The following is a 19966-nucleotide window of genomic DNA, read 5'->3' as shown; positions in this document are numbered from 1 at the left end:
GCGGCGCCGGGCTCAGCGCAGCTTGCGCTGGGTATAGAGCGCGTCGAGGGTGAACAGGATCAGCGCCGCCCAGATAAAGCCGAAGGTCACCAGTTTGTCCTGGCCGACGGTTTCGCCGTAGAAGGTGACCGCCAGCAGGAACATCAGCGTTGGGCCGAGATACTGAAAGAAACCGAGCGTCGACAGGCGCAGCCGGGTGGCCGCCGCGGTGAAGCACAGCAGCGGCACGGTGGTGACGATGCCGGCGGCGACCAGCAGCAGGTTCAGCGACCACGGGTTGGCGCTCAGGTGGCTGGTGGGACTGTCGGCGAACAGGAACAGATAGGCCGCCGCCACCGGCAGCAGCCACAGCGTTTCGATCAGCATGCCGGTCTGGGCGTCGATGGCGATTTTCTTGCGCAGCAGGCCGTAGAAGGCGAAGCTGAACGCCAGCCCCAGACCGATGATCGGCAACGAGCCGAACTGCCAGAGCTGTACCAGCACCCCGGTGAACGCCAGCGCCACCGCCACCCACTGCATGCGGCGGAAGCGTTCGCCGAGAAACAGCATCCCCAACAGCACGTTAACCAGCGGGTTGATGAAGTAGCCCAGGCTGGCCTCGAGCATATGGTGGTTGTTCACCGCCCAGATGAACAGCAGCCAGTTGCCGCCGATCAACAGCGCGGTGACCGCCAGCAGCAGCAGCCGTTTGCGATTTTGACAGGCGGCCCGCACTTTCGGCCAGCTGCGGCCCAGCGAGATCAGCGCCAGCATGAAGAAAAACGACCAGATGATCCGGTGGGTGAGGATCTCATCGGCGGGCACTTGCTGAATCAGTTTGAAATAGGCCGGGGCGATGCCCCACATAAAATAGGCGGCCAGGGCGAAGAAAATGCCCTGACGCGTTTGCTTTGCGTCCATGACGTCACTCGGGTGGGGAACGTAAGATGCGGTGAGTGTACTGAAGACGCTCACCGCACACAATCATCAGCCGACCAGATAGGTGGCGGTGGCGCTCGCGATATGCAGGCCGTCGTGGTTATGCAGCTCTACGCGCGCGACGGCGACCTTGTTGCCGCTGCGCAGCACGCTGGCGGAGGCGACGAAGTGCTCGCCGCGGCCGGGGCGCAGGTAGTCGACGCGCAGATCGATGGTGCCCATGCGCGACAGCTTGGCGGCGATCTCCTCTTCGATCAGCGGCTCCAGGCGCGTCAGCACGCCGCCGGCGCAGGCCAATCCGGCGGCGACGTCAAGCACCGCGGCGATCACGCCACCGTGCAGAATTTCCTGTGCCGCGTTGCCCACCAGCTTGCGTTGGTTGGTGAAGCTCAGCTCGACGTAATCATCGTCGAAGCGGCGTAGCTCTAGGCCAAGCTCGCGGTTGAACGGCATGTGGTAGACAAAGATTTCGCCGATCTTGCGGCGGGCGGCTTCCAGGGTCAGTGGTGTGGTCGACATAGCGGGTTTCCGTTTTTCTTTTGCGTTTTAAGGGAGCTAACTGGTCAGTCCAGGTTAATGGAATGTTGATTTTATGCTTAACCTTTGTTGCTTTCCAGACTATTCCAATAAAACCGACCTGCGCTGCGGTAAAGCCTCCTTTGTGTGTAAAATGGCCTGATTTTTTCCGGGCTTGCCCTTTTTCGTTGGAGTGAGGAGAGGTTATGCGCATTTTGTCAGGGATCGTTTCCGCCACGCTGCTGATGCCGGCGCTGGCATTGGCTGAGGAAGCCAAAGAGCAGCAGATTCACGATAAGCCGGCGGTGCGCGGCAGCATTATCGCCAACCTGCTGCAGGAGCACGATAATCCGTTCACGCTGTATCCTTACGATCCCAATTACCTGCTGTACACCGACACCAGCGATATCAACAAAGAGGCCATCAAGACGTACAACTGGGCCGACAAGGCGCGCAAGGACGAGGTGAAATACCAGCTTAGCCTGGCGTTTCCGCTGTGGCGGGGCATTGCCGGCGACAACTCGGTGCTCGGCGCGTCTTATACTCAGCGCTCCTGGTGGCAATTGTCCAACCGCGGCGAGTCTTCGCCGTTCCGCGAAACCAACTACGAGCCGCAGCTGTTCGTGGGGTGGGCGACCGATTACCGCTTTGCCGGTTGGACGCTGCGCGATGTTGAAATCGGCGTTAACCATCAGTCTAACGGCCGCTCGGATCCGACGTCGCGCAGCTGGAATCGCGGCTATGCGCGGCTGATGGCGCAAAACGGCAACTGGCAGGTGGATCTCAAGCCCTGGTTCCGTTTCTCGGAGAGCTCGAGCAACGACGACAACCCGGACATCACCAAATACATGGGATACTACCGGCTGAAGGTCGGTTACGCCTGGGGTGACAGCGTGTTCAGCGTCGACAGCCACTACAACTGGAACAGCGGCTACGGCGGCGCGGAACTGGGATGGAGCTATCCGATTACCCGCAACGTGCGCTTCTATACCCAGGTGTTCAGCGGCTACGGCGAATCGCTGATCGACTACAACTTCCGGCAGACACGGGTGGGCGTTGGTGTCATGCTGAACGATATTATGTAATCATACCCGCTGGGTGTGTACCGATGAAAAAATGGGGAAGTGTGTGTCAACCGCAGCAGTGATTAACAGAGAGTTGCTGGCCGAGCAGGTATTGCGCGATACCTTTGGCTACCAGCAATTCCGTCCGGGCCAACAAACGATTATCAACGCCGCGATCGGCGGGCAGGATTGCCTGGTGGTGATGCCGACCGGCGGCGGCAAGTCGCTGTGTTACCAAATCCCGGCGCTGGTGATGGACGGCCTGACGCTGGTGGTTTCCCCGCTGATCTCGCTGATGAAGGACCAGGTCGACCAACTGTTGGCCTACGGCGTTTCCGCCGCCTGCTACAACTCGACGCAAACCCGCGAGGAGCAGCTGGACGTTATGGCCGGCTGCCGCAACGGTACCATCAAGATGCTGTACATCGCCCCGGAACGGCTGATGATGGAAAGCTTCCTCAGCCTGCTCGATCACTGTCCGCCGGCGATGCTGGCGGTGGATGAGGCGCACTGTATTTCGCAGTGGGGCCATGACTTCCGGCCGGAATATCGCGCGCTGGGTCAGCTGAAACAGCGCTTCCCGTCGATGCCGGTGATCGCGCTGACCGCCACCGCCGACGAGTCCACCCGCGGCGATATCGTGCGCCTGCTGGCGCTGCAGGACCCGCTGGTGCAGGTCAGCAGCTTCGACCGGCCGAACATCCGCTACACGCTGGTGGAAAAATTCAAACCGCTCGATCAGCTGTGGCGCTTCGTGCAGGATCAGCGCGGCAAGAGCGGCATTATCTATTGCAACAGCCGCGCCAAGGTGGAAGACACCGCCGCGCGTCTGCAAAGCCGCGGGCTGAGCGTCGGCGCCTACCACGCCGGGCTGGACAACGATCGCCGCGCGCAGGTGCAGGAAGCGTTCCAGCGTGACGATTTGCAGGTGGTGGTGGCCACCGTCGCCTTCGGCATGGGCATCAATAAACCCAACGTGCGCTTCGTGGTGCATTTCGACATCCCGCGCAATATCGAATCCTATTATCAGGAGACCGGCCGCGCCGGGCGCGACGGCCTGCCGGCCGAAGCCATCCTGCTGTACGATCCGGCCGACATGGCCTGGCTGCGCCGCTGCCTGGAGGAAAAACCCGCCGGACAGCAGCTGGACATCGAGCGCCACAAGCTGAATGCCATGGGCGCGTTCGCCGAGGCGCAAACCTGCCGCCGCCTGGTGCTGCTCAACTACTTCGGCGAAGGCAAGCACGAGAACTGCGGCAACTGCGACATCTGCCTCGATCCGCCCAAGCGCTACGACGGGCTGGAGGACGCGCGCAAGGCGCTGTCCTGCGTGTACCGCGTCGGCCAGCGCTTCGGCCTCGGGTACATCGTGGAAGTGCTGCGCGGCTCCAACAACCAACGCATTCGCGAATACGGCCACGATAAGCTGCCGGTGTACGGCATCGGCCGCGATCAAACCACCGAACACTGGACCAGCGTGCTGCGTCAACTGATCCACCTGGGCTTTATCACCCAGAACATCGCCATGCACTCGGCGCTGCAATTGACCGAGGCGGCGCGTCCGGTGTTGCGCGGCGAGGTGGCGCTGCAGCTGGCGGTGCCGCGCATCCAGAGCCTGAAGTCGCGCAGCAGCGCCAACCAGAAATCCTACGGCGGCAATTACGATCGCAAGCTGTTCGCCAAGCTGCGCAAACTGCGCAAATCGATTGCCGACGAAGAAAACATTCCGCCTTACGTGGTGTTCAACGACGCCACGCTGCTGGAAATGGCCGAACAGATGCCGATCAAGGCCGGCGATCTGCTGAGCGTCAACGGCGTCGGCCAGCGCAAACTGGAGCGTTTCGGCGCGCCCTTTATGGCGATGATCCGCGACCATCTCGACAATGACGAAGACTGAGGGCGATAAATCATGCTGATGTTGTTTCTCACCGTGGCGCTGGTGCATCTGATTGCGCTGATGAGCCCGGGGCCGGACTTCTTTTTCGTGTCGCAAACCGCCGCCAGCCGCTCGCGCCGCGAGGCGATGATGGGCGTGGTCGGCATTTCGCTCGGCATCGTGGTGTGGGCCGGCGTGGCCTTGATGGGGCTGCACCTGATCCTGCAGAAAATGGCCTGGCTGCATCAGATCATCATGGTCGGCGGCGGCATTTACCTGTGCTGGATGGGGTGGCAGCTGCTGCGTTCCGCGCGGGCGCAGCAAGCGCAGCCGGCGGAGGAGACTCAGGTGGCGTTGCCGAAGGCCGGGCGCAGCTTTATTCGCGGCTTCCTGACCAATCTGTCCAACCCGAAAGCGGTGATCTATTTCGGCAGCGTGTTCTCGCTGTTCGTCGGCGACAGCGTCGGCGCCGGGGCGCGCTGGGGGCTGTTTTTGCTGATCGTCGCCGAGACCTTCGTCTGGTTCAGCCTGGTGGCGGTGGTGTTCGCGCTGCCGGCGATGCGCCGCGGCTACCAGCGGCTGGCCAAGTGGATCGACGGGGTGGCGGGCGTGCTGTTCACCGGCTTCGGGTTACACCTGATCTTTACCCGCTGACCGGCGGTGACATGCCCAAGGCCGAGCAGCGATGCCCGGCCTTTTTTGTCAGGCTTTGCGGGCGGTCGCCAGCAGCCCCGCCACCAAAATGAACAGCGAACCGAACACCCGGTTGAGCAGCTGCATCTGGCGCGGCGTTCTCAGCCAGCCGGCGATGCGCGTCGCCAGGGTGGCGTAACCGATCATCACCAGAATATCCACCACCACGGTAGTGACGCCGAGCACCAGATACTGCTCGGCCTGCGGCTGATTAGGCAAGATGAACTGCGGGAACAGCGCAGCGAGGAACACGATGCTTTTCGGGTTGGTCAGGTTGACCAGCACCGCGCGGCGGAACAGACGGCGGCGCGGCATGCTGCCCGCCAGCGCATGCAGATCCAGCGCCCCGGCGGCGCGCCATTGCTGGATGCCGAGCCACACCAGGTAGGCGGCGCCCAGCCATTTAAGCAGTTCGAACGCCAGCAGCGATTGAGAAATCAGCGCGCCGAGGCCGATGCCCACCAGTACGATGTGCGCGCTCAGACCGACCTGCAGCCCGGCGATCGACGCGGCGGCGCCGCGATAGCCGTGGCTGATGGCGGTGCTCATGGTATTGATGGCGCCTGAGCCAGGGGACAGGCTGAGGATAAGCGTGGTCAGCAGGTAGGTTAACCACCAGTCCAAGGTCATGGTTCTCGGCTCCCTGAAAGTGTCGTTTTGTGCCACAATGCGCCGAGGCGGCGCCGTTTTTTGTAAGAATTGAATCACAATACGCTAGTATGATTTCTTGTGCCAGCGGTCACATTTTTCCGCCGGCCCCACAGGGAAAACGCTCTCGATGACCTCGTTCACTCTCAGCTCCGATGACTGGTTAACGCGTGAAACGCAGTTCGCTGCCTTCGCCACCGGGCCGCTGCTGGACTTCTGGCGGCTACGGGAAGAAGGCGAGTTCAGCGGCGTGGGCGGCGTGCCGATCCGCTTTGTGCGTTTTCGCTCCGCACGGCATCAGCGGGTGGTGGTGGTCAGCCCCGGCCGCATCGAAAGCTACGTGAAATACCCTGAGGTGGCCTACGACCTGTTCCACAGTGGCTACGACGTGGTGATCGTCGATCATCGCGGGCAGGGGCGCTCCGGGCGTTTACTGGCGGATACGCACCGCGGTCATGTGGTAAACTTCGCCGACTACGTGGACGATTTCGAGCAGCTTTGGCAGCGTGAGGTCGAATCGCGCGGCTATCGGCAGCGCTTCGCGCTGGCGCATTCGATGGGCGGCGCGATCCTGGCGCAGTTCCTGCAGCGGCGGCCGCAGGCGTTCGACGCGGCGGCGTTTTGCGCGCCGATGTTCGGCATCCAGTTGCCGATGCCGGGTTGGTTGGCCGACCGCATTCTCGACTGGGTGGAGAGCCGCCCGGCGATCCGCGACTACTACGCGGTGGGCACCGGCCAGTGGCGGCCGTTGCCCTATGTGGTCAACGTGTTGACCCACAGCCGCGAGCGCTATCGGCGCAGCCTGCGCTATTACGCCGATTACCCCGAGCTGCAGGTGGGCGGGCCGACCTACCATTGGGTGCGGGAGAGCATCCGCGCCGGTCGGCAGATTATCGCTCAGGCCGGGGAGATAACAACGCCGCTGTTGCTTTTGCAAGCCGGTGAGGAACGGGTGGTCGACAACCGTTCGCACCAGGCTTTTTGTCAGGCTCTGTCAGACGCGGGGCGCCCTTGCGAAGGGGGGCTCCCGCTGGTTATCAACGGCGCACGCCATGAGATCCTGTTCGAGCGGGACGCGATGCGCGCCGAAGCACTGAACGCAATCCTGCGCTTCTTTGCTCAACACTTAGGCGGCGCGCTGCCGCCGACAACTCCATCAGAGGTTAGAACATAACGCTATGTATCACGTCGTCGCTTCCGATTTAGATGGCACGCTGCTGTCTCCCGACCATACCCTGTCGCCGTACGCCAAAGAGACGCTGAAGCTGCTGACCCAGCGCGGCGTGCATTTCGTGTTCGCCACCGGCCGCCACCATATCGACGTGGCGCAGATCCGCGACAGCCTGGAGATCAGCGCCTTTATGATCACCTCCAACGGCGCGCGGGTGCACAACACCGCCGGCGAGTTGATCTTCAGCCACAACCTGGACGGGGATATCGCCCGCGATCTGTACGGCATGCTGCACGACGATCCGGAGATCACCACCAACGTCTACCGTAACGATGACTGGTTCATCAACCGCGAAAGCCCGGAGCAGGAAGAGTTCTTCCGGGAGTCGGTGTTCAAATACCAGCTGTTCGAGCCGGGCCTGCTGGAAACCGACGGCGTCTGCAAGGTTTACTTTACCTGTGAAGATCATGAGCGGTTGCTGCAGGTGGAAGACGCCATCAACGCGCGCTGGGGCGATCGGGTCAACGTCAGCTTCTCGTTCCCGACCTGTCTGGAAGTGATGGCGGGCGGCGTGTCGAAAGGGCATGCGCTGGAAGAAGTGGCCAAGATCATCGGCTATACGCTGCAAGAGTGCATCGCCTTCGGCGACGGCATGAACGATCTGGAGATGCTGTCGATGGCCGGCAAGGGCTGCATCATGCGTGATGCGCATCAGCGCCTGAAGGATATGCTGCCGGAGCTGGAAGTGATCGGCTCCAACGTCGATAACGCGGTGCCGCACTACCTGCGCAAGATGTTCCTCTGAAATCACCCGGCCGTTTCTCTGAAATAACAAGGGCGCCTTGCGGCGCCCTTAAAGTCAATGATAAACCGGATGACGTTGCCGAGCTGACAGAGGGCAATATCTAAAAAAACAAGGAAAATCAATTTATTGATTTTCGACTGATATCCACAAAGGAGGAAAAACCACGTTTTTTCCTCCTTTGTCAGCAATTCAAGGGCGCCTTGCGGCGCCCTTGGCATTACTTGTGCTGGCCCTGCTTCTGCAGGAACTGCACGCCCTTGTCCGGGAAGTCGGTGAACACACCGTCGACGCCGGCCTGGTTGTAAATCACGTCATACAGCTGGTTCACGTCGGTCACGTACTTCGGCAGCGCATCGGCGCGGATGGTAAACGGATGCACCGCCAGCTTTCTGGCGTGCGCTTCTTTCACCATGTCGGTCAGCACGATGTGGCCCGGCTTGGATTGATCCGCGACCACCAGCATGTGGTAGTCCGGCCCGATGCCGTCGGCATACTGAGCGATTTTCTTCATCGCGCCCGGTTTGAACATCCAGTCGTAGTCGTACTCCACCCACTTGCCGTCGGCTTTCTGCTCGTAGGTTTCCTGCCAGTCGTTATAGGCGATCAGCTGCACCAGCTTCAGATCCATGCCCAGCTTCGGCTCCAGCTCATTCTTGATGCGTTTGAGCTCGTTGGCGTCGAAGCACTGCAGGTAGACGTTGTCGTTCTTGCCGGTGTAACCGTACTGCTTGAGCACCGCCAGCACTTTGCTGGAGATGTCTTTGCCTTCCTGTTTGTGGAACCAAGGCGCTTTGATTTCAGGGTAGATGCCGATGTTTTTGCCGGTCGAATGGTTCAGACCCTGCACGAACTCGATCTCTTCCTGGAAGGTGTGCACGCGGAAGTCGGATTTGCCCATCGGGAAGCGGCCAGGATAACCCTGTACCTTCTTGCCGTTTTCGATTTCAAAGCCTTCGGTGAACTTCAGCGATTTGATCTCCGCCAGCGTAAAGTCGATGGCGTAATAACGGCCGTCTTTACGCGCACGGTCCGGGAAGCGTTCGGCGACGTCGGTGACGCGATCGAGGTAATGGTCGTGCAGCACCACCAGCTCGTTGTCCTTGGTCATCACCAGATCTTGCTCGAGGTAATCGGCGCCCTGCGCGTAGGCCATCGCTTTCGCCGGCAGGGTGTGTTCCGGCAGATAGCCGCTGGCGCCGCGGTGGGCGATCACCACTTTGTCCGCCGCCTGTGCGGCGCTGACCATTGAGGTGGCGAGAATGATCCCTGTCAGCAGGGCTTTGACTTGAGTCCGCATTCCATTTTCTCCGTGTTGTTGGGGGCAGGGTAGTAAAAAGGCCGCAGGGCGGCCTTTAAATCATGCAAAAGTCGTGTGACGCTTAACCGCGCTTGGCGGCGATTTCCGCGTGGTGTTTCTTTTCGTTCAGCATGGTCAGCAGCAGCAGGATAACCGCCAGCACGCCGCCGCCGATCATCACCATGAAGCCGCCGTCCCAACCGAAGAAGTCCACGGTGTAACCGACGATGGCGCTGGCCGCAACCGAGCCGCCCAGGTAGCCGAACAGGCCGGTGAAGCCCGCGGCGGTGCCGGCGGCTTTCTTCGGCGCCAGCTCCAGCGCGTGCAGGCCGATCAGCATCACCGGGCCGTAGATCAGGAAGCCGATGACCAGCATACAGATCATGTCCACGGTCGGGTTACCGGCCGGGTTCATCCAGAACACCACGGTGGCGATGGTCACCAGCGTCATGAAGAACACGCCGGTGGCGCCGCGGTTGCCTTTGAACACTTTGTCTGACATCCAGCCGCACAGCAGGGTGCCCGGGATACCGGCGTATTCATACAGGAAGTAGGCCCAGGACGACTTGTCCAGTGCGAAGTGTTTCACTTCTTTCAGGTAGGTCGGCGACCAGTCCAGAATGCCGTAACGCAGCAGATAGACGAACACGTTGGCGACCGCGATGTACCACAGCAGCTTGTTCGGCAGAATGTACTGCATGAAGATCTGCTTGGCGGTCAGCTCTTCTTCGTCTTTTTCGCTGTAGTCGTCCGGATAGTCGTTTTTGTACTCTTCAATCGGCGGCAGGCCGCAGGATTGCGGGGTGTCGCGCATCAGGGCGAAGGCGATCAGGGCCACCAGGATGGCGCCGAAGGCCGGCATGTACAGCGCCGCGTGCCAGTCGTTGAACCAGGCCATACCCAGCAGGAACAGCAGCGGCGGCAGGCCGCCACCCACGTTGTGGGCGCAGTTCCAGATGGAAACGATGCCACCGCGTTCTTTCTGCGACCACCAGTGCACCATGGTGCGGCCGCACGGCGGCCAACCCATGCCCTGGAACCAGCCGCACAGGAACAGCAGGACGAACATGATGGCGATGCTGGAGGTGGCCCACGGCACGAAGCCCATGAACAACATCACCGCCGCCGCCAGGATCAGGCCGGCAGGCAGGAACACCCGCGGGTTGGAACGGTCGGAGACCGAACCCATGATGAATTTGGAGAAGCCGTAGGCGATGGAGATGCCCGACAGCGCGAAGCCGAGGTCACCGCGGCTGAAGCCTTGTTCGATCAGGTAAGGCATGGCCAGGGTGAAGTTCTTACGCACCAGATAGTAAGCGGCGTAACCGAAGAAGATCCCCAGGAAAATTTGCCAGCGCAGCTTACGGTAGAGCGGGTCTACCTTATCGCTCGGCACACGGGCGGTGTGTGCGGCCGGCTTAAAAATACTCAACATGAGCGCCTCCGATGGCTTTATCTGTTATCACATCAATATGACCTTTTACGTTCATTTGATGATTGAGCGGATATCGAATGTGGTGTTTTTGTGTTCCATAACGAGCGCCATTGTCATCAAATACGCCTGGTGTCGCTGTGACGAATGGCGCAATTGTTACACTTTCATGAAACCACGGCGGATTTTGAGCGATTCGTTAACGTTATGAAATAGAAAAACGTCCAAAAATCGTGATTATGATCACATTGATGGTTTTTTGTGGACATTTTTATTTCGTTTCATGTTCGTTATTGTTCCTTATCAAACAAAGACCCTAATAACCGTGGCTCAATAGGCTCATAACTACCGATCCTGAGGGAGCGACATGAGCAGCTATTTTGACGGCGGCGAAACGGATGTGATCATCATCGGCGGCGGCGCCACCGGTGCAGGCATCGCCCGCGACTGTGCGCGGCGCGGCTTGCGCTGCATCTTGCTGGAGCGCCACGACATCGCCACCGGCGCCACCGGCCGCAACCACGGTTTACTGCACAGCGGCGCGCGCTATGCGGTGACCGACGGCGAGTCGGCGCGCGAGTGCATCGAAGAGAACCGCATCCTGAAACGCATTGCCCACCACTGCATCGAGCGCACCGATGGGCTGTTCATCACCTTGCCGCAGGACTCGCTGGACTATCAGCAACAGTTTATCGCCGCCTGTCGCCAGGCCGACATCGACGCCGAAGCGATCGACCCGCAGCTGGCGCTGCGCCTGGAGCCGGCGGCCAACCCGGCGCTGATCGGCGCGGTGCGGGTGCCGGACGGCACCGTCGATCCCTTCCGGCTGACCGCCGCCAACATGCTGGACGCGCGTGAACACGGCGCGCAGATCCTGACCTACCACCAGGTGGTGGGGCTGCTGCGCAGCGGCGACCGGGTGACGGGCGTGCGCGTTTACGACCATCAGAATCAGCGGCGTTATGAGCTGCATGCGCCGGTGGTGGTCAACGCCGCCGGCATCTGGGGCCAGCAGATCGCCGAATACGCCGACTTGCGCATCCGCATGTTCCCGGCCAAAGGGGCGCTGCTGATCCTCGGCCACCGCATCAACAACATGGTGATCAACCGCTGTCGCAAACCGGCGGATGCCGACATTCTGGTGCCGGGCGACACCATCTCGCTGATCGGCACCACCTCGACCCATATCGATTACGACCAAATTGACAATATGCTGGTGACCCCGCAGGAGGTGGACATTCTGATCCGCGAGGGAGCGCTGCTGGCGCCCACCCTGGCGCAGACCCGCATTCTGCGCGCCTATGCCGGGGTGCGGCCGCTGGTGGCCAGCGACGACGATCCCAGCGGGCGCAACGTCAGCCGCGGCATCGTGCTGCTCGATCACGCCGCTCGCGACGGGCTGGAAGGGTTTATCACCATCACCGGCGGCAAGCTGATGACCTACCGCCTGATGGCGGAGTGGGCCACTGACAAGGTGTGCGAAAAGCTTGGCGTAAACCGCCCGTGCACCACCGCGCAGGACGCGTTGCCCGGCTCCCGCCAGTCGGCGGAGGAAACGGTGCGCAGCGTGGTTTCTCTGCCCGCCAGCATTCGCGGCTCGGCAATTTACCGCCACGGCGATCGCGCCAGCCAGGTGCCGGCAGCCGATCGGCTCGACACCAGCCTGGTGTGCGAATGCGAGGCGGTGACCGCCGGGGAAGTGCGCTATGCGGTCAATTCGCTGACCGTCAATAACCTGGTGGATCTGCGCCGCCGCACCCGCGTCGGCATGGGCACCTGCCAGGGTGAACTCTGCGCCTGCCGCGCCGCCGGGCTGCTGACGCGCTTCAAGGTCAGCACGCCGCAGCAGTCCATCGCGCAGCTGTCGCAGTTCCTCAACGAACGGTGGAAAGGCGTACGGCCGATCGCCTGGGGCGACGCGCTGCGTGAGAGTGAATTTACCAGCTGGGTTTACCAGGGGTTATGCGGGCTTGAGGCCCAGGCCGACAAGGAGCAGGAGGCGGATGATGCGATTTGACGTAGTGGTGATTGGCGGCGGCCTGGCGGGCCTGAGCTGCGCCATTGCCGTGGCCGAACAGGGCAAGCGCTGTGCGGTGGTCAGTTCCGGCCAGAGCGCGCTCTACTTCTCCTCCGGCTCGCTCGATCTGCTGGCGAGATTGCCGGACGGCACGCCGGTCGAGATGCCGCTGGCGGCGCTACCGCAGCTGGCGCAGCAGGCGCCGCAGCATCCGTATGCCCTGATCGGGCCCGGCCGGGTGGCGGCGCTGTCCGCCGCCGCGCAGCGGCTGCTGGCGCGCTGCGGGCTGAACCTGCAGGGCGAGGGCGCCAATAACCATCTGCGTATTACGCCGCTGGGGACGCGCCGCGCCACCTGGCTCAGCCCGCAGGCGATCCCGACGCTGCCGCTGACCGGCCAACTGCCGTGGCGGCGTATCGCGGTGATCGGCATCGAGGGGTTCCTCGACTTCCAGCCGCAGATGGCCGCCGACTCTCTGAGCCGGGAGCTCGGCGTAGAGACGGAGGTAGCCTATCTGCACATGCCGGCGCTGGACAGATTGCGCAATAACCCCAGCGAGTTCCGCGCGGTGAACATCGCCCGGGTGCTGGATTTGATGGAAAGCCTGCCGCCGATGGCCGAGGAGCTGCGGCGGTTGGCGGGCGAGGCCGACGCGCTCTTCCTGCCGGCCTGTTTGGGCCTGGAGGACGATGCGTCGCTGGCGGTGCTGCAGGATGCGGTCGGCAAACCGATCCGGCTGCTGCCGACGCTGCCGCCTTCGGTGCCCGGCATGCGCTTGCATCAGGCACTGCGGCGGCGTTTCCAACAGCTGGGCGGCGTTTTCATGCCTGGCGACAGCGTGCTGCGCGCCGAGTGTGAAGCTGGCCGCGTCACCGGCCTGTATACCCGTAACCACGGCGATATTCCGCTGCGGGCGCAGCAGGTGGTGCTGGCCAGCGGCAGCTTCTTCAGCAATGGGCTGGTGGCGGATTTCGACGGGGTGCGCGAGCCGATCTTCGAACTGGACGTGCACAGCCGCGCCGATCGCGCCGACTGGAGCCGGCGCGAGCTGTTTGCACCGCAGCCTTATCTGCAGTTTGGCGTGCGCACCGACGGCAGGCTGCGGGCGATGAAACAGGGAATGCCGTTCGACAATCTGTATGCCATCGGCGCGGTCGCCGGCGGCTACGATCCGCTGCAGCAGGGCTGCGGCGCCGGCGTGTCATTGATCGGTGCGCTGCACGTCGCGCAGCAGATCGCCGCGGAGGAAAACGCATGAGCCTGCATCAGGACCACAGCTTTGAAAGCTGCATCAAATGCACCGTCTGCACCACCTACTGCCCGGTCGCCAAAGTGAACCCGCTCTATCCGGGGCCAAAACAGGCGGGGCCGGACGGCGAGCGGCTGCGGCTGAAAGATCCGGCGCTGTACGACGAAGCGCTGAAATACTGCACCAACTGCAAGCGTTGTGAAGTGGCCTGCCCGTCCGACGTCAAAATCGGCGACATCATTCAGCGCGCCCGCGCCGACTTCGCCCAGAGCAAGCCGACGCTGCGCGACGCCATCCTCAGCCACACCGACATCATGGGCTCGCTGTCGACGCCGTTCGCGCCGATCGTCAACGCCGCTACCGGGCTGAAACCGGTGCGCAAGCTGTTGGACAAGGCGCTGAAGATCGATCACCGTCGCGAACTGCCGAAATACTCGTTCGGCACTTTCCGCCGCTGGTACCGGCAACAGGCGCAGGCTCAGCAGCGTTATGCCGAGCAGGTGGCGTTTTTCCACGGCTGCTTCGTCAACTATAACCATCCGCAGCTGGGCAAGGATTTGATCCGGGTGTTCAACGCGCTGGATATCGGCGTGCAGCTGCTGAAACGCGAGAAATGCTGCGGCGTGCCGCTGATCGCCAACGGGTTTATCGAGCAGGCCAAAAAGCAGGCCAGGGTCAACGCCGAATCGCTGCATGAAACGGTGTTGGAACGCGGTATCCCGGTGGTGGCAACCTCATCGAGCTGCACCTTCACCCTGCGCGACGAATACCCTCATCTGCTGGACGTGGACACCACCCCGGTGCGCGATCGGGTGGAGCTGGCGACGCGCTATCTCTATCGCCTGATCAATCAGGGGCGTAGCCTGCCGTTGAAGCACACGCCGCTGCGGGTGGCATATCACACGCCTTGCCATATGGAGAAGATGGGCTGGACCGCCTACACCCTGGAGCTGCTGCGGCAGATACCGGGGCTGGAGCTGGTGGTGCTGGATTCGCAGTGCTGCGGCATCGCCGGCACCTACGGGTTCAAATCGGAGAACTATGCCACTTCGCAAGGCATCGGCGCGCCGCTGTTCCGGCAGATAGAAGAGAGCGGGGTGGATCTGGTGGTGACCGACTGCGAGACCTGCAAATGGCAGATAGAAATGTCCACCAGCAAGCGCTGTGAACATCCGATCACCCTGCTGGCGCAGGCGCTGGCGTAAAAACGAAAGGGCCGGCAAACCGGCCCCCTGTGGGATTACTGCTTCAGCTTCAGGGTGGAGATGATGCCTTCGGCTTCGGTCTGCGCCTGCTGCTGATTGTCTGCCGGCAGCGAGATCTGGATGGTCAGCAAGTTGTTGTTCAGTGCGCCAACCAGAATGGAAGAGTAAGCTTTCTTGCCACTGTTGGTGACGATGCTGTCCAGCTGACGCAGCGGCACGCCGTCTACGTCGATAGCCTTGTTGGTAATCAGCTGCAGATTGGCGTCGTTCGCGCGTTGGTTGTTTTCCAACCGTTGGGCCAGGGTTTCCAGACTGTCGGCGGTCTTGTCGCCCAGGATCACAACCACTAGGCGCTGGCTGGTGCTGTCAGCATATGCGTGCATGTTGTTGGCCGGTTTTTCCAACTTGCTGGTTTGATCCGCCATGCCGACCGGCAGGGTGAACGTCAGTTTACCGTCCAGCAGGCTCACCTGCTGCCCGGCCGGCGCGCTGGCCGCCGCGCCGTCTGGCGCTGCCTTGGTGTCTTTGGTGTTGCCGTCGCAGGCCGCGAGGCCAAGCGCCAGCAGGCTGATACCCATCAATTTCGCTACTTTACGCATCGGGCTTCCTTCTTCCTTTCCGGTAGGGATTCACTGTCGTATCGCAACCTATTCCAGGTTGAAATGCAAGGCAGATGTTGTCACAAGTTTTTTTCCAGTAATAGCCGATAATCAGCCACTTCGCCTTTCTTTTCCAGCTGAACAATCTGATAGTGGTGGGTGAGCAGCATCGTCAGCATGGCGCGGAACCGGTTACGGGTTTTGACCGTCAGTTGGCGATAGCCCTGCGCCCGCGCCCAGCGTTCCTGTTCGGCCAACAAGGCCTGCGCCACGCCGTGGCGGCGGAATGCCGGCAGCACGCCACCCAGCCAGCTGTAAAACACCGTTTCCTGCCGTTGATAACCGAGTTTGAAACCGGCCGGCTGCCCGTCTATCTCGGCGATCAACAGGCTGGCGGAGGCGGTGCCGATACGCTGCTGCAGATCGGCCAGGCTATGCAGGCCGCCGAATTCGGGGATGCGTTGATAAAGGCGGTGGATTTCTTCGAGCGTGGCGGTGCGGACGATTGGGGTCATGAGCGGCCTCCAAGGATAAGGCCGCCCAGAATAGCATGACTCAGCTCAGCTCAGCTCAGCTCAGCTGCAGGCTGCCGCTGCGCGCCGCGATGCGTTTGAGCAGCATGTTCAGCAACACGCCGTACATCGGCAAGAAGAACAGTAGGCAGATCATCACCTTGAAGCTGTAATCCACCAGCGCGATCTCCACCCAGTTGTTGGCCATGAAGGGATCGCTGCTCTTGTAGAAGGCGATGAAGAAGAACGCCAGCGTATCGCTGATGTTGCCGAAGAACATCGCCGCCGCCGGCGCCACCCACCAGGCGCTGCGCTGGCGTAGGCGGTTGAAGACGTGAACGTCGAGGATCTGGCCGAGCACGTAGGCCATAAAGCTGGCGACGGCGATGCGCGCCACGAACAGGTTAAAACTGCCCAGCGCCGCGAATCCCTGCCACTCTCCCTGATAGGTGACGGTGGAGATCACGTAAGAGATGAACAGCGCCGGCACCATCACCGCCAGGATAATCCGCCGCGCCAGCGGCGCGCCAAAAATGCGCACGGTCAGATCGGTCGCCAGGAAGATAAACGGGAAGGTAAAGGCGCCCCAGGTGGTATGGAAGCCGAAAACGGTGATCGGCAGCTGCACCAGATAGTTGCTGGAGGTAATGATGGCGATATGAAACAGCGAAAGCCAGACCAACGCCGTGAAGCGCTGCTGTGCGGTAAACGAATACATATTGTAGCCTTTTTAGCAGTGGGGTGAGGGAACCCAGTGTGTCTTGTTAAAACAGCAAAAAACGCTGCGCGGCGGCATGATACGCGTTTGCGCAACCAATGCAATGGTTAAATTTAACGCAAACGTTAACGCATCTTGCACAGAAAAACTACCGGCGTAAACTAGGCGCTAATGAGATGCGGCGAGCGTTCGCCGATCGTTTTTGAACGAGAAAAATTGCATGACTGACTTATTTGCCCAGGCAGACCAGACGCTCGACGCGCTGGGCCTGCGTTGCCCGGAACCGGTGATGATGGTGCGTAAAACCGTGCGCCATATGGACAACGGCGAAACGCTGCTGATTATCGCCGACGATCCGGCTACCACCCGCGATATTCCGGGGTTCTGCCGCTTTATGGAACACACGCTGGTGGCGCAGGAGACCGAGCAGGCGCCATACCGTTATTTGCTGCGTAAAGGCGTATAACGGCGACAAGGTCGTGTTGATGAAGGAAAAGTCTCTTTCCCCGAAATGACAACGGGCGCGGTATGCCGCGCCCGTATTGGTTTCCGAACTTAGCTGCGCTTTTTCAACAGCCGCAGCGCGTTGGCGGTGACCAGCGCGGTGGCGCCGGAGTCGGCCAGCACCGCCAGCCACAAACCGGTCAGCCCCAGCAGGCTGGTGATCAGGAAGACCCCCTTCAGCCCCAATGCGATGGTGATGTTTTGCCGGATATTGGCGTGGGTGGCGCGCGAGATGCGGATCATCTCCGCGACGCCTACCAGCCGGTTGTGGGTCAGGGCGGCATCGGCGGTTTCCAATGCCACGTCGGTGCCGCTGCCCATGGCGATGCCGATGCTGGAGGCCTTCATCGCCGGGGCGTCGTTGATCCCGTCGCCGATCATCGCCGTCGGGCGCAGTTCGCTCAGTTCGGTAACCGCGCTGACCTTATCTTCCGGCAGCAGACCGGCGCGATAGTCGAGCCCCAGCTCGCCGGCGATCGCTGCGGCGGCGCGCGGGTTGTCGCCGGTCAGCATCACGCCGCGAATACCCAGCGCATTCAGTTCGGCTATGGCCTGTTTGGCGTCGCCGCGCAGCGTATCGCGCAGCGCCAGCAAGCCGATAGGTGCGCCGTCTTCCAGCACCACCACCGCCGTTTTGCCGGCGTTTTCCAGCTTGTCTACCTGGCTCTGCCATTGGGCATCGAGCAGGCCCGGTGCCAGCTTGCCCGGCGCGCTGATCAGCACGGTCTTGCCGTCCACGATCCCTTCCACGCCGACGCCGGCCAGCGCGCGGCGCGCCTGCGCCAGCGGCAGCTCCGTCCCGCTTTCGGCGGCGCGGTTGATGATCGCCTGCGCCAGCGGGTGATGTGAACCGGCTTCCACCGCGGCGGCAAGCTGCAGCAGCCGCTGTTCGGTGAGTGTGCCGATCGGCAGCACGTCGGTCACCGTCGGCTTGCCTTCGGTCAGGGTGCCGGTTTTATCGAAGGCGATAGTTTGGATCTGGCCCAGTTGCTCCAGCGCCGCACCGCCTTTAATCAGCGCGCCGCGCCGCGTGGCGGCTGCCAGCCCGGATGTGATCGCCGCCGGGGTCGAGATCACCAATGCGCATGGGCAGCCGATCAGCAGCAGCGTCAGGCCGCGATAGATCCAGGTCTCCCACGGCTGCGAGAACAGCAGCGGCGGCACCAGGATCACCGCGACGGCCAGCAGCATAATGGCCGGGGTGTAATAACGGCTGAACCGATCGAGGAAGCGTTCGATCGGCGCGCGGCGCTCTTCGGCCTCTTCAATCAGCTGTAAAATGCGGTCGATGGCGTTTTTGCCGGGCTCGGAGATCACCTTCATCTGCGCCGCCTGATCGACGGACAGACTGCCGGCGGCCACTTTCTCACCCTGTTGGCGCTCGACCGGCACCGATTCGCCGGTCAGGGCGCTTTCGTCGAAGCTGGCGAACGGATTGAGCAGCTCGGCGTCGGCCGGCAGGCGCCCGCCGGGTGCGATTTCAATCACATCGCCCGGACGCAGGCTGGCGACCGGCACGCGTTTGCGCTCGGTACCTTGCAGCAGCAGCGCATCTTCCGGCACCAGCTCCATCAGCGCCGTCACGCCGCGCCGCGCGCGGTTGGCGGCGTAGGATTCCAGCAGTTCACCGACCATAAACAGCAGCAGCACCATCGCCGCCTCGGCAGTGGCGCCGATAAACAGCGCGCCGATGGCCGCCACGCTCATCAGCGTTTCGATGGCGAACGGCGTGCCGGAACGAATCAGACGCAGCGCCTTGGCGGCGACCGGTGCCAATCCGACCAGCGTGGTGGCGATAAAGGCAATGCGGCCCAGCTCCGGGTTAACCCGATCCAGCACCCAGCTGACGACCATCAGGGTGGTTAACAGCAGCAGCGGTGCGAATTCGCCGAAGCGTGAAGTTTTCGGCGCGGCGGCTTTGGCGGTCTGAGTGCCGAGCAGGGTAAAGCCGGCCTGAGCGACCGCGTCCTGGATCCGCAGGCTGATGTCGGACTGCGCATCGACCACCAGTTTCTCGGTGGCGAACAACACGCGCGCGCTGTCGACGCCGGGGAGTGCGGTGACGGCATTTTCGATTTTCTTGGCGCAGCTGGGGCAGTCCATGCCGGTGACTTTCCAGCTGAAACGTTGGCTACCGGAAGGGGGAGCGGCGGCCAGCCTGTCGCTTTCCTCGTCCGGATCGTCGGGCGCGGCGGTGCAGCAGCCGCTATCGCCATGATCGTGATGGTGGTGGGCGTGTTCGGCCTGTGCGGCGGCGTTTTTCGGCTCGCTGCTGCAGCCATGCTGGGTTTTGCTGTGGCTGTGGTTGCAGCCGCATCCGCCTTCGGTGTGGTGATGTTCCTGATGATTATGGTTTTGCTGGTTGTGCATAACGTCCCCCTTCGGGCTGTTAAACGGGTTTGCTCAGCTGACTCTACACCCTGGAGTCAACTCCAGAGTCAAGCGCCGGATGAGAATTATTGCTAACGGCGTTCGAGTGTATAAAGGGGTATTCATTCAATAATGAATAATGCGAATTTAAATCTATAGGCTTTTCTTATCCCCTATTTGGGTGAAAAGCCTCACTGCCGTTAGTTTAAATAAGAAAATAATATTCCTATAGAAACTAAAAAGTCGCCTGACCTAATAATAAAGAGTTATTAACCTATAACGCTTTAGCAAAATTTACCTTTTTGCCCGTACCAAGCCAGCATGATTCGCTTGTGCCTGCAGGCCGCATTGTTATTGAAGTTTGGTGCCAAC

The 19966-nt window shown here is 61.6% G+C and carries 18 protein-coding genes; 9 read left to right on the top strand and 9 right to left on the bottom strand.

The genetic code is table 11. The annotated features are described in order from the left end of the window. Window positions 1-12 precede the first annotated feature (12 nt). The gene (gene rarD / locus WCL58_RS19165) at window positions 13-900 is read right to left on the bottom strand and encodes an EamA family transporter RarD (RefSeq protein ID WP_060424204.1); all 888 of its coding nucleotides are present in this window, start codon (window positions 898-900) and stop codon (window positions 13-15) included. A gap of 66 nt (window positions 901-966) precedes the next feature. Then, window positions 967-1437 carry a thioesterase family protein gene (locus WCL58_RS19160; RefSeq protein WP_033649641.1) on the bottom strand — a complete coding sequence of 157 codons (471 nt, stop codon included), beginning with the start codon at window positions 1435-1437 and terminating at the stop codon, window positions 967-969. A 203-nt stretch (window positions 1438-1640) separates the two neighbouring features. On the opposite strand from WCL58_RS19160, the gene pldA reads away from it, so the two are divergent. Genes pldA through rhtC form a run of 3 tightly spaced genes read left to right on the top strand, consistent with a single transcriptional unit; the run spans window position 1641 to window position 5028 of the window. After that, window positions 1641-2519: a phospholipase A gene (pldA, locus tag WCL58_RS19155; RefSeq protein WP_004934270.1), complete on the top strand. Its 879-nt coding sequence runs from the start codon at window positions 1641-1643 to the stop codon at window positions 2517-2519. A 43-nt stretch (window positions 2520-2562) separates the two neighbouring features. Beyond that, window positions 2563-4395: an ATP-dependent DNA helicase RecQ gene (recQ, locus tag WCL58_RS19150; protein ID WP_149571822.1), complete on the top strand. Its 1833-nt coding sequence runs from the start codon at window positions 2563-2565 to the stop codon at window positions 4393-4395. Between the two features lie 12 nt (window positions 4396-4407). Then, window positions 4408-5028 (top strand): threonine export protein RhtC, encoded by a 621-nt coding sequence (rhtC, locus tag WCL58_RS19145; protein WP_336851487.1) that lies wholly within the window; start codon window positions 4408-4410, stop codon window positions 5026-5028. 48 nt (window positions 5029-5076) lie between these two features. On the opposite strand, the gene rhtB is transcribed toward rhtC, so the two are convergent. Next, entirely contained in the window at window positions 5077-5697 is a 621-nt protein-coding gene (gene rhtB / locus WCL58_RS19140; protein ID WP_336851486.1) for a homoserine/homoserine lactone efflux protein, read from the bottom strand. A gap of 148 nt (window positions 5698-5845) precedes the next feature. Between rhtB and pldB the strand changes: the two genes are divergently transcribed. Both pldB and yigL read left to right on the top strand, forming a co-directional pair. Further along, the gene (gene pldB, locus WCL58_RS19135; RefSeq protein WP_336851485.1) at window positions 5846-6889 is read left to right on the top strand and encodes a lysophospholipase L2; all 1044 of its coding nucleotides are present in this window, start codon (window positions 5846-5848) and stop codon (window positions 6887-6889) included. 4 nt (window positions 6890-6893) lie between these two features. Then, the gene (gene yigL / locus WCL58_RS19130; protein WP_047729429.1) at window positions 6894-7691 is read left to right on the top strand and encodes a sugar/pyridoxal phosphate phosphatase YigL; all 798 of its coding nucleotides are present in this window, start codon (window positions 6894-6896) and stop codon (window positions 7689-7691) included. A 217-nt stretch (window positions 7692-7908) separates the two neighbouring features. Here the strand turns inward: yigL and glpQ are convergent, their stop codons facing one another. Then, on the bottom strand, window positions 7909-8988 hold the full coding sequence (gene glpQ, locus WCL58_RS19125; protein WP_194571636.1) for a glycerophosphodiester phosphodiesterase: 1080 nt from the start codon (window positions 8986-8988) through the stop codon (window positions 7909-7911). 82 nt (window positions 8989-9070) lie between these two features. Next, window positions 9071-10423: a glycerol-3-phosphate transporter gene (glpT, locus tag WCL58_RS19120; RefSeq protein ID WP_047729425.1), complete on the bottom strand. Its 1353-nt coding sequence runs from the start codon at window positions 10421-10423 to the stop codon at window positions 9071-9073. Between the two features lie 364 nt (window positions 10424-10787). Between glpT and glpA the strand changes: the two genes are divergently transcribed. Genes glpA through glpC form a run of 3 tightly spaced genes read left to right on the top strand, consistent with a single transcriptional unit; the run spans window position 10788 to window position 14891 of the window. Continuing rightward, window positions 10788-12437 carry an anaerobic glycerol-3-phosphate dehydrogenase subunit A gene (gene glpA / locus WCL58_RS19115; RefSeq protein ID WP_048795660.1) on the top strand — a complete coding sequence of 550 codons (1650 nt, stop codon included), beginning with the start codon at window positions 10788-10790 and terminating at the stop codon, window positions 12435-12437. Beyond that, the gene (gene glpB / locus WCL58_RS19110; protein WP_100396579.1) at window positions 12427-13695 is read left to right on the top strand and encodes a glycerol-3-phosphate dehydrogenase subunit GlpB; all 1269 of its coding nucleotides are present in this window, start codon (window positions 12427-12429) and stop codon (window positions 13693-13695) included. Before glpA ends, glpB begins: the two co-directional genes overlap by 11 nt. After that, window positions 13692-14891 carry an anaerobic glycerol-3-phosphate dehydrogenase subunit GlpC gene (gene glpC / locus WCL58_RS19105; protein WP_060441205.1) on the top strand — a complete coding sequence of 400 codons (1200 nt, stop codon included), beginning with the start codon at window positions 13692-13694 and terminating at the stop codon, window positions 14889-14891. Before glpB ends, glpC begins: the two co-directional genes overlap by 4 nt. A gap of 35 nt (window positions 14892-14926) precedes the next feature. Here glpC and WCL58_RS19100 read toward each other — a convergent pair whose 3' ends face one another. From WCL58_RS19100 to WCL58_RS19090, 3 genes are all read right to left on the bottom strand, one after another. Next, on the bottom strand, window positions 14927-15490 hold the full coding sequence (locus WCL58_RS19100; protein ID WP_060424192.1) for a DcrB family lipoprotein: 564 nt from the start codon (window positions 15488-15490) through the stop codon (window positions 14927-14929). Window positions 15491-15570: 80 nt separating this feature from the next. Then, on the bottom strand, window positions 15571-16005 hold the full coding sequence (locus tag WCL58_RS19095; RefSeq protein WP_319857272.1) for a GNAT family N-acetyltransferase: 435 nt from the start codon (window positions 16003-16005) through the stop codon (window positions 15571-15573). A gap of 55 nt (window positions 16006-16060) precedes the next feature. After that, window positions 16061-16720, bottom strand: coding sequence for a 7-cyano-7-deazaguanine/7-aminomethyl-7-deazaguanine transporter (locus tag WCL58_RS19090; RefSeq protein WP_047729415.1), 660 nt, complete (start codon window positions 16718-16720; stop codon window positions 16061-16063). A gap of 220 nt (window positions 16721-16940) precedes the next feature. On the opposite strand from WCL58_RS19090, the gene tusA reads away from it, so the two are divergent. Beyond that, window positions 16941-17186 carry a sulfurtransferase TusA gene (gene tusA / locus WCL58_RS19085; RefSeq protein ID WP_025304890.1) on the top strand — a complete coding sequence of 82 codons (246 nt, stop codon included), beginning with the start codon at window positions 16941-16943 and terminating at the stop codon, window positions 17184-17186. 89 nt (window positions 17187-17275) lie between these two features. Here tusA and WCL58_RS19080 read toward each other — a convergent pair whose 3' ends face one another. After that, a complete protein-coding gene (locus WCL58_RS19080; RefSeq protein WP_336851484.1) occupies window positions 17276-19594 on the bottom strand; it encodes a zinc/cadmium/mercury/lead-transporting ATPase in 2319 nt (772 codons plus the stop codon). Window positions 19595-19966: the final 372 nt, after the last annotated feature.

It is taken from the genome of Serratia sp. TMDUHS_CL (assembly GCF_037137105.1).
Taxonomy (GTDB): Bacteria; Pseudomonadota; Gammaproteobacteria; order Enterobacterales; family Enterobacteriaceae; genus Serratia; species Serratia nevei.
The sequence above is the reverse complement of the archived record's forward strand: the minus strand, read 5'-3'. Positions and strand labels throughout refer to the sequence as shown.

Coding starts and splice junctions, on each gene's coding strand:
- rarD (WP_060424204.1), bottom strand. CDS start 900: ATGGACGCAAAGCAAACGCGTCAGGGCATTTTCTTCGCCCTGGCCGCC.
- WCL58_RS19160 (WP_033649641.1), bottom strand. CDS start 1,437: ATGTCGACCACACCACTGACCCTGGAAGCCGCCCGCCGCAAGATCGGC.
- pldA (WP_004934270.1), top strand. CDS start 1,641: ATGCGCATTTTGTCAGGGATCGTTTCCGCCACGCTGCTGATGCCGGCG.
- rhtC (WP_336851487.1), top strand. CDS start 4,408: ATGCTGATGTTGTTTCTCACCGTGGCGCTGGTGCATCTGATTGCGCTG.
- rhtB (WP_336851486.1), bottom strand. CDS start 5,697: ATGACCTTGGACTGGTGGTTAACCTACCTGCTGACCACGCTTATCCTC.
- pldB (WP_336851485.1), top strand. CDS start 5,846: ATGACCTCGTTCACTCTCAGCTCCGATGACTGGTTAACGCGTGAAACG.
- yigL (WP_047729429.1), top strand. CDS start 6,894: ATGTATCACGTCGTCGCTTCCGATTTAGATGGCACGCTGCTGTCTCCC.
- glpQ (WP_194571636.1), bottom strand. CDS start 8,988: ATGCGGACTCAAGTCAAAGCCCTGCTGACAGGGATCATTCTCGCCACC.
- glpT (WP_047729425.1), bottom strand. CDS start 10,423: ATGTTGAGTATTTTTAAGCCGGCCGCACACACCGCCCGTGTGCCGAGC.
- glpA (WP_048795660.1), top strand. CDS start 10,788: ATGAGCAGCTATTTTGACGGCGGCGAAACGGATGTGATCATCATCGGC.
- glpB (WP_100396579.1), top strand. CDS start 12,427: ATGCGATTTGACGTAGTGGTGATTGGCGGCGGCCTGGCGGGCCTGAGC.
- glpC (WP_060441205.1), top strand. CDS start 13,692: ATGAGCCTGCATCAGGACCACAGCTTTGAAAGCTGCATCAAATGCACC.
- WCL58_RS19100 (WP_060424192.1), bottom strand. CDS start 15,490: ATGCGTAAAGTAGCGAAATTGATGGGTATCAGCCTGCTGGCGCTTGGC.
- WCL58_RS19095 (WP_319857272.1), bottom strand. CDS start 16,005: ATGACCCCAATCGTCCGCACCGCCACGCTCGAAGAAATCCACCGCCTT.
- WCL58_RS19090 (WP_047729415.1), bottom strand. CDS start 16,720: ATGTATTCGTTTACCGCACAGCAGCGCTTCACGGCGTTGGTCTGGCTT.
- tusA (WP_025304890.1), top strand. CDS start 16,941: ATGACTGACTTATTTGCCCAGGCAGACCAGACGCTCGACGCGCTGGGC.
- WCL58_RS19080 (WP_336851484.1), bottom strand. CDS start 19,594: ATGCACAACCAGCAAAACCATAATCATCAGGAACATCACCACACCGAA.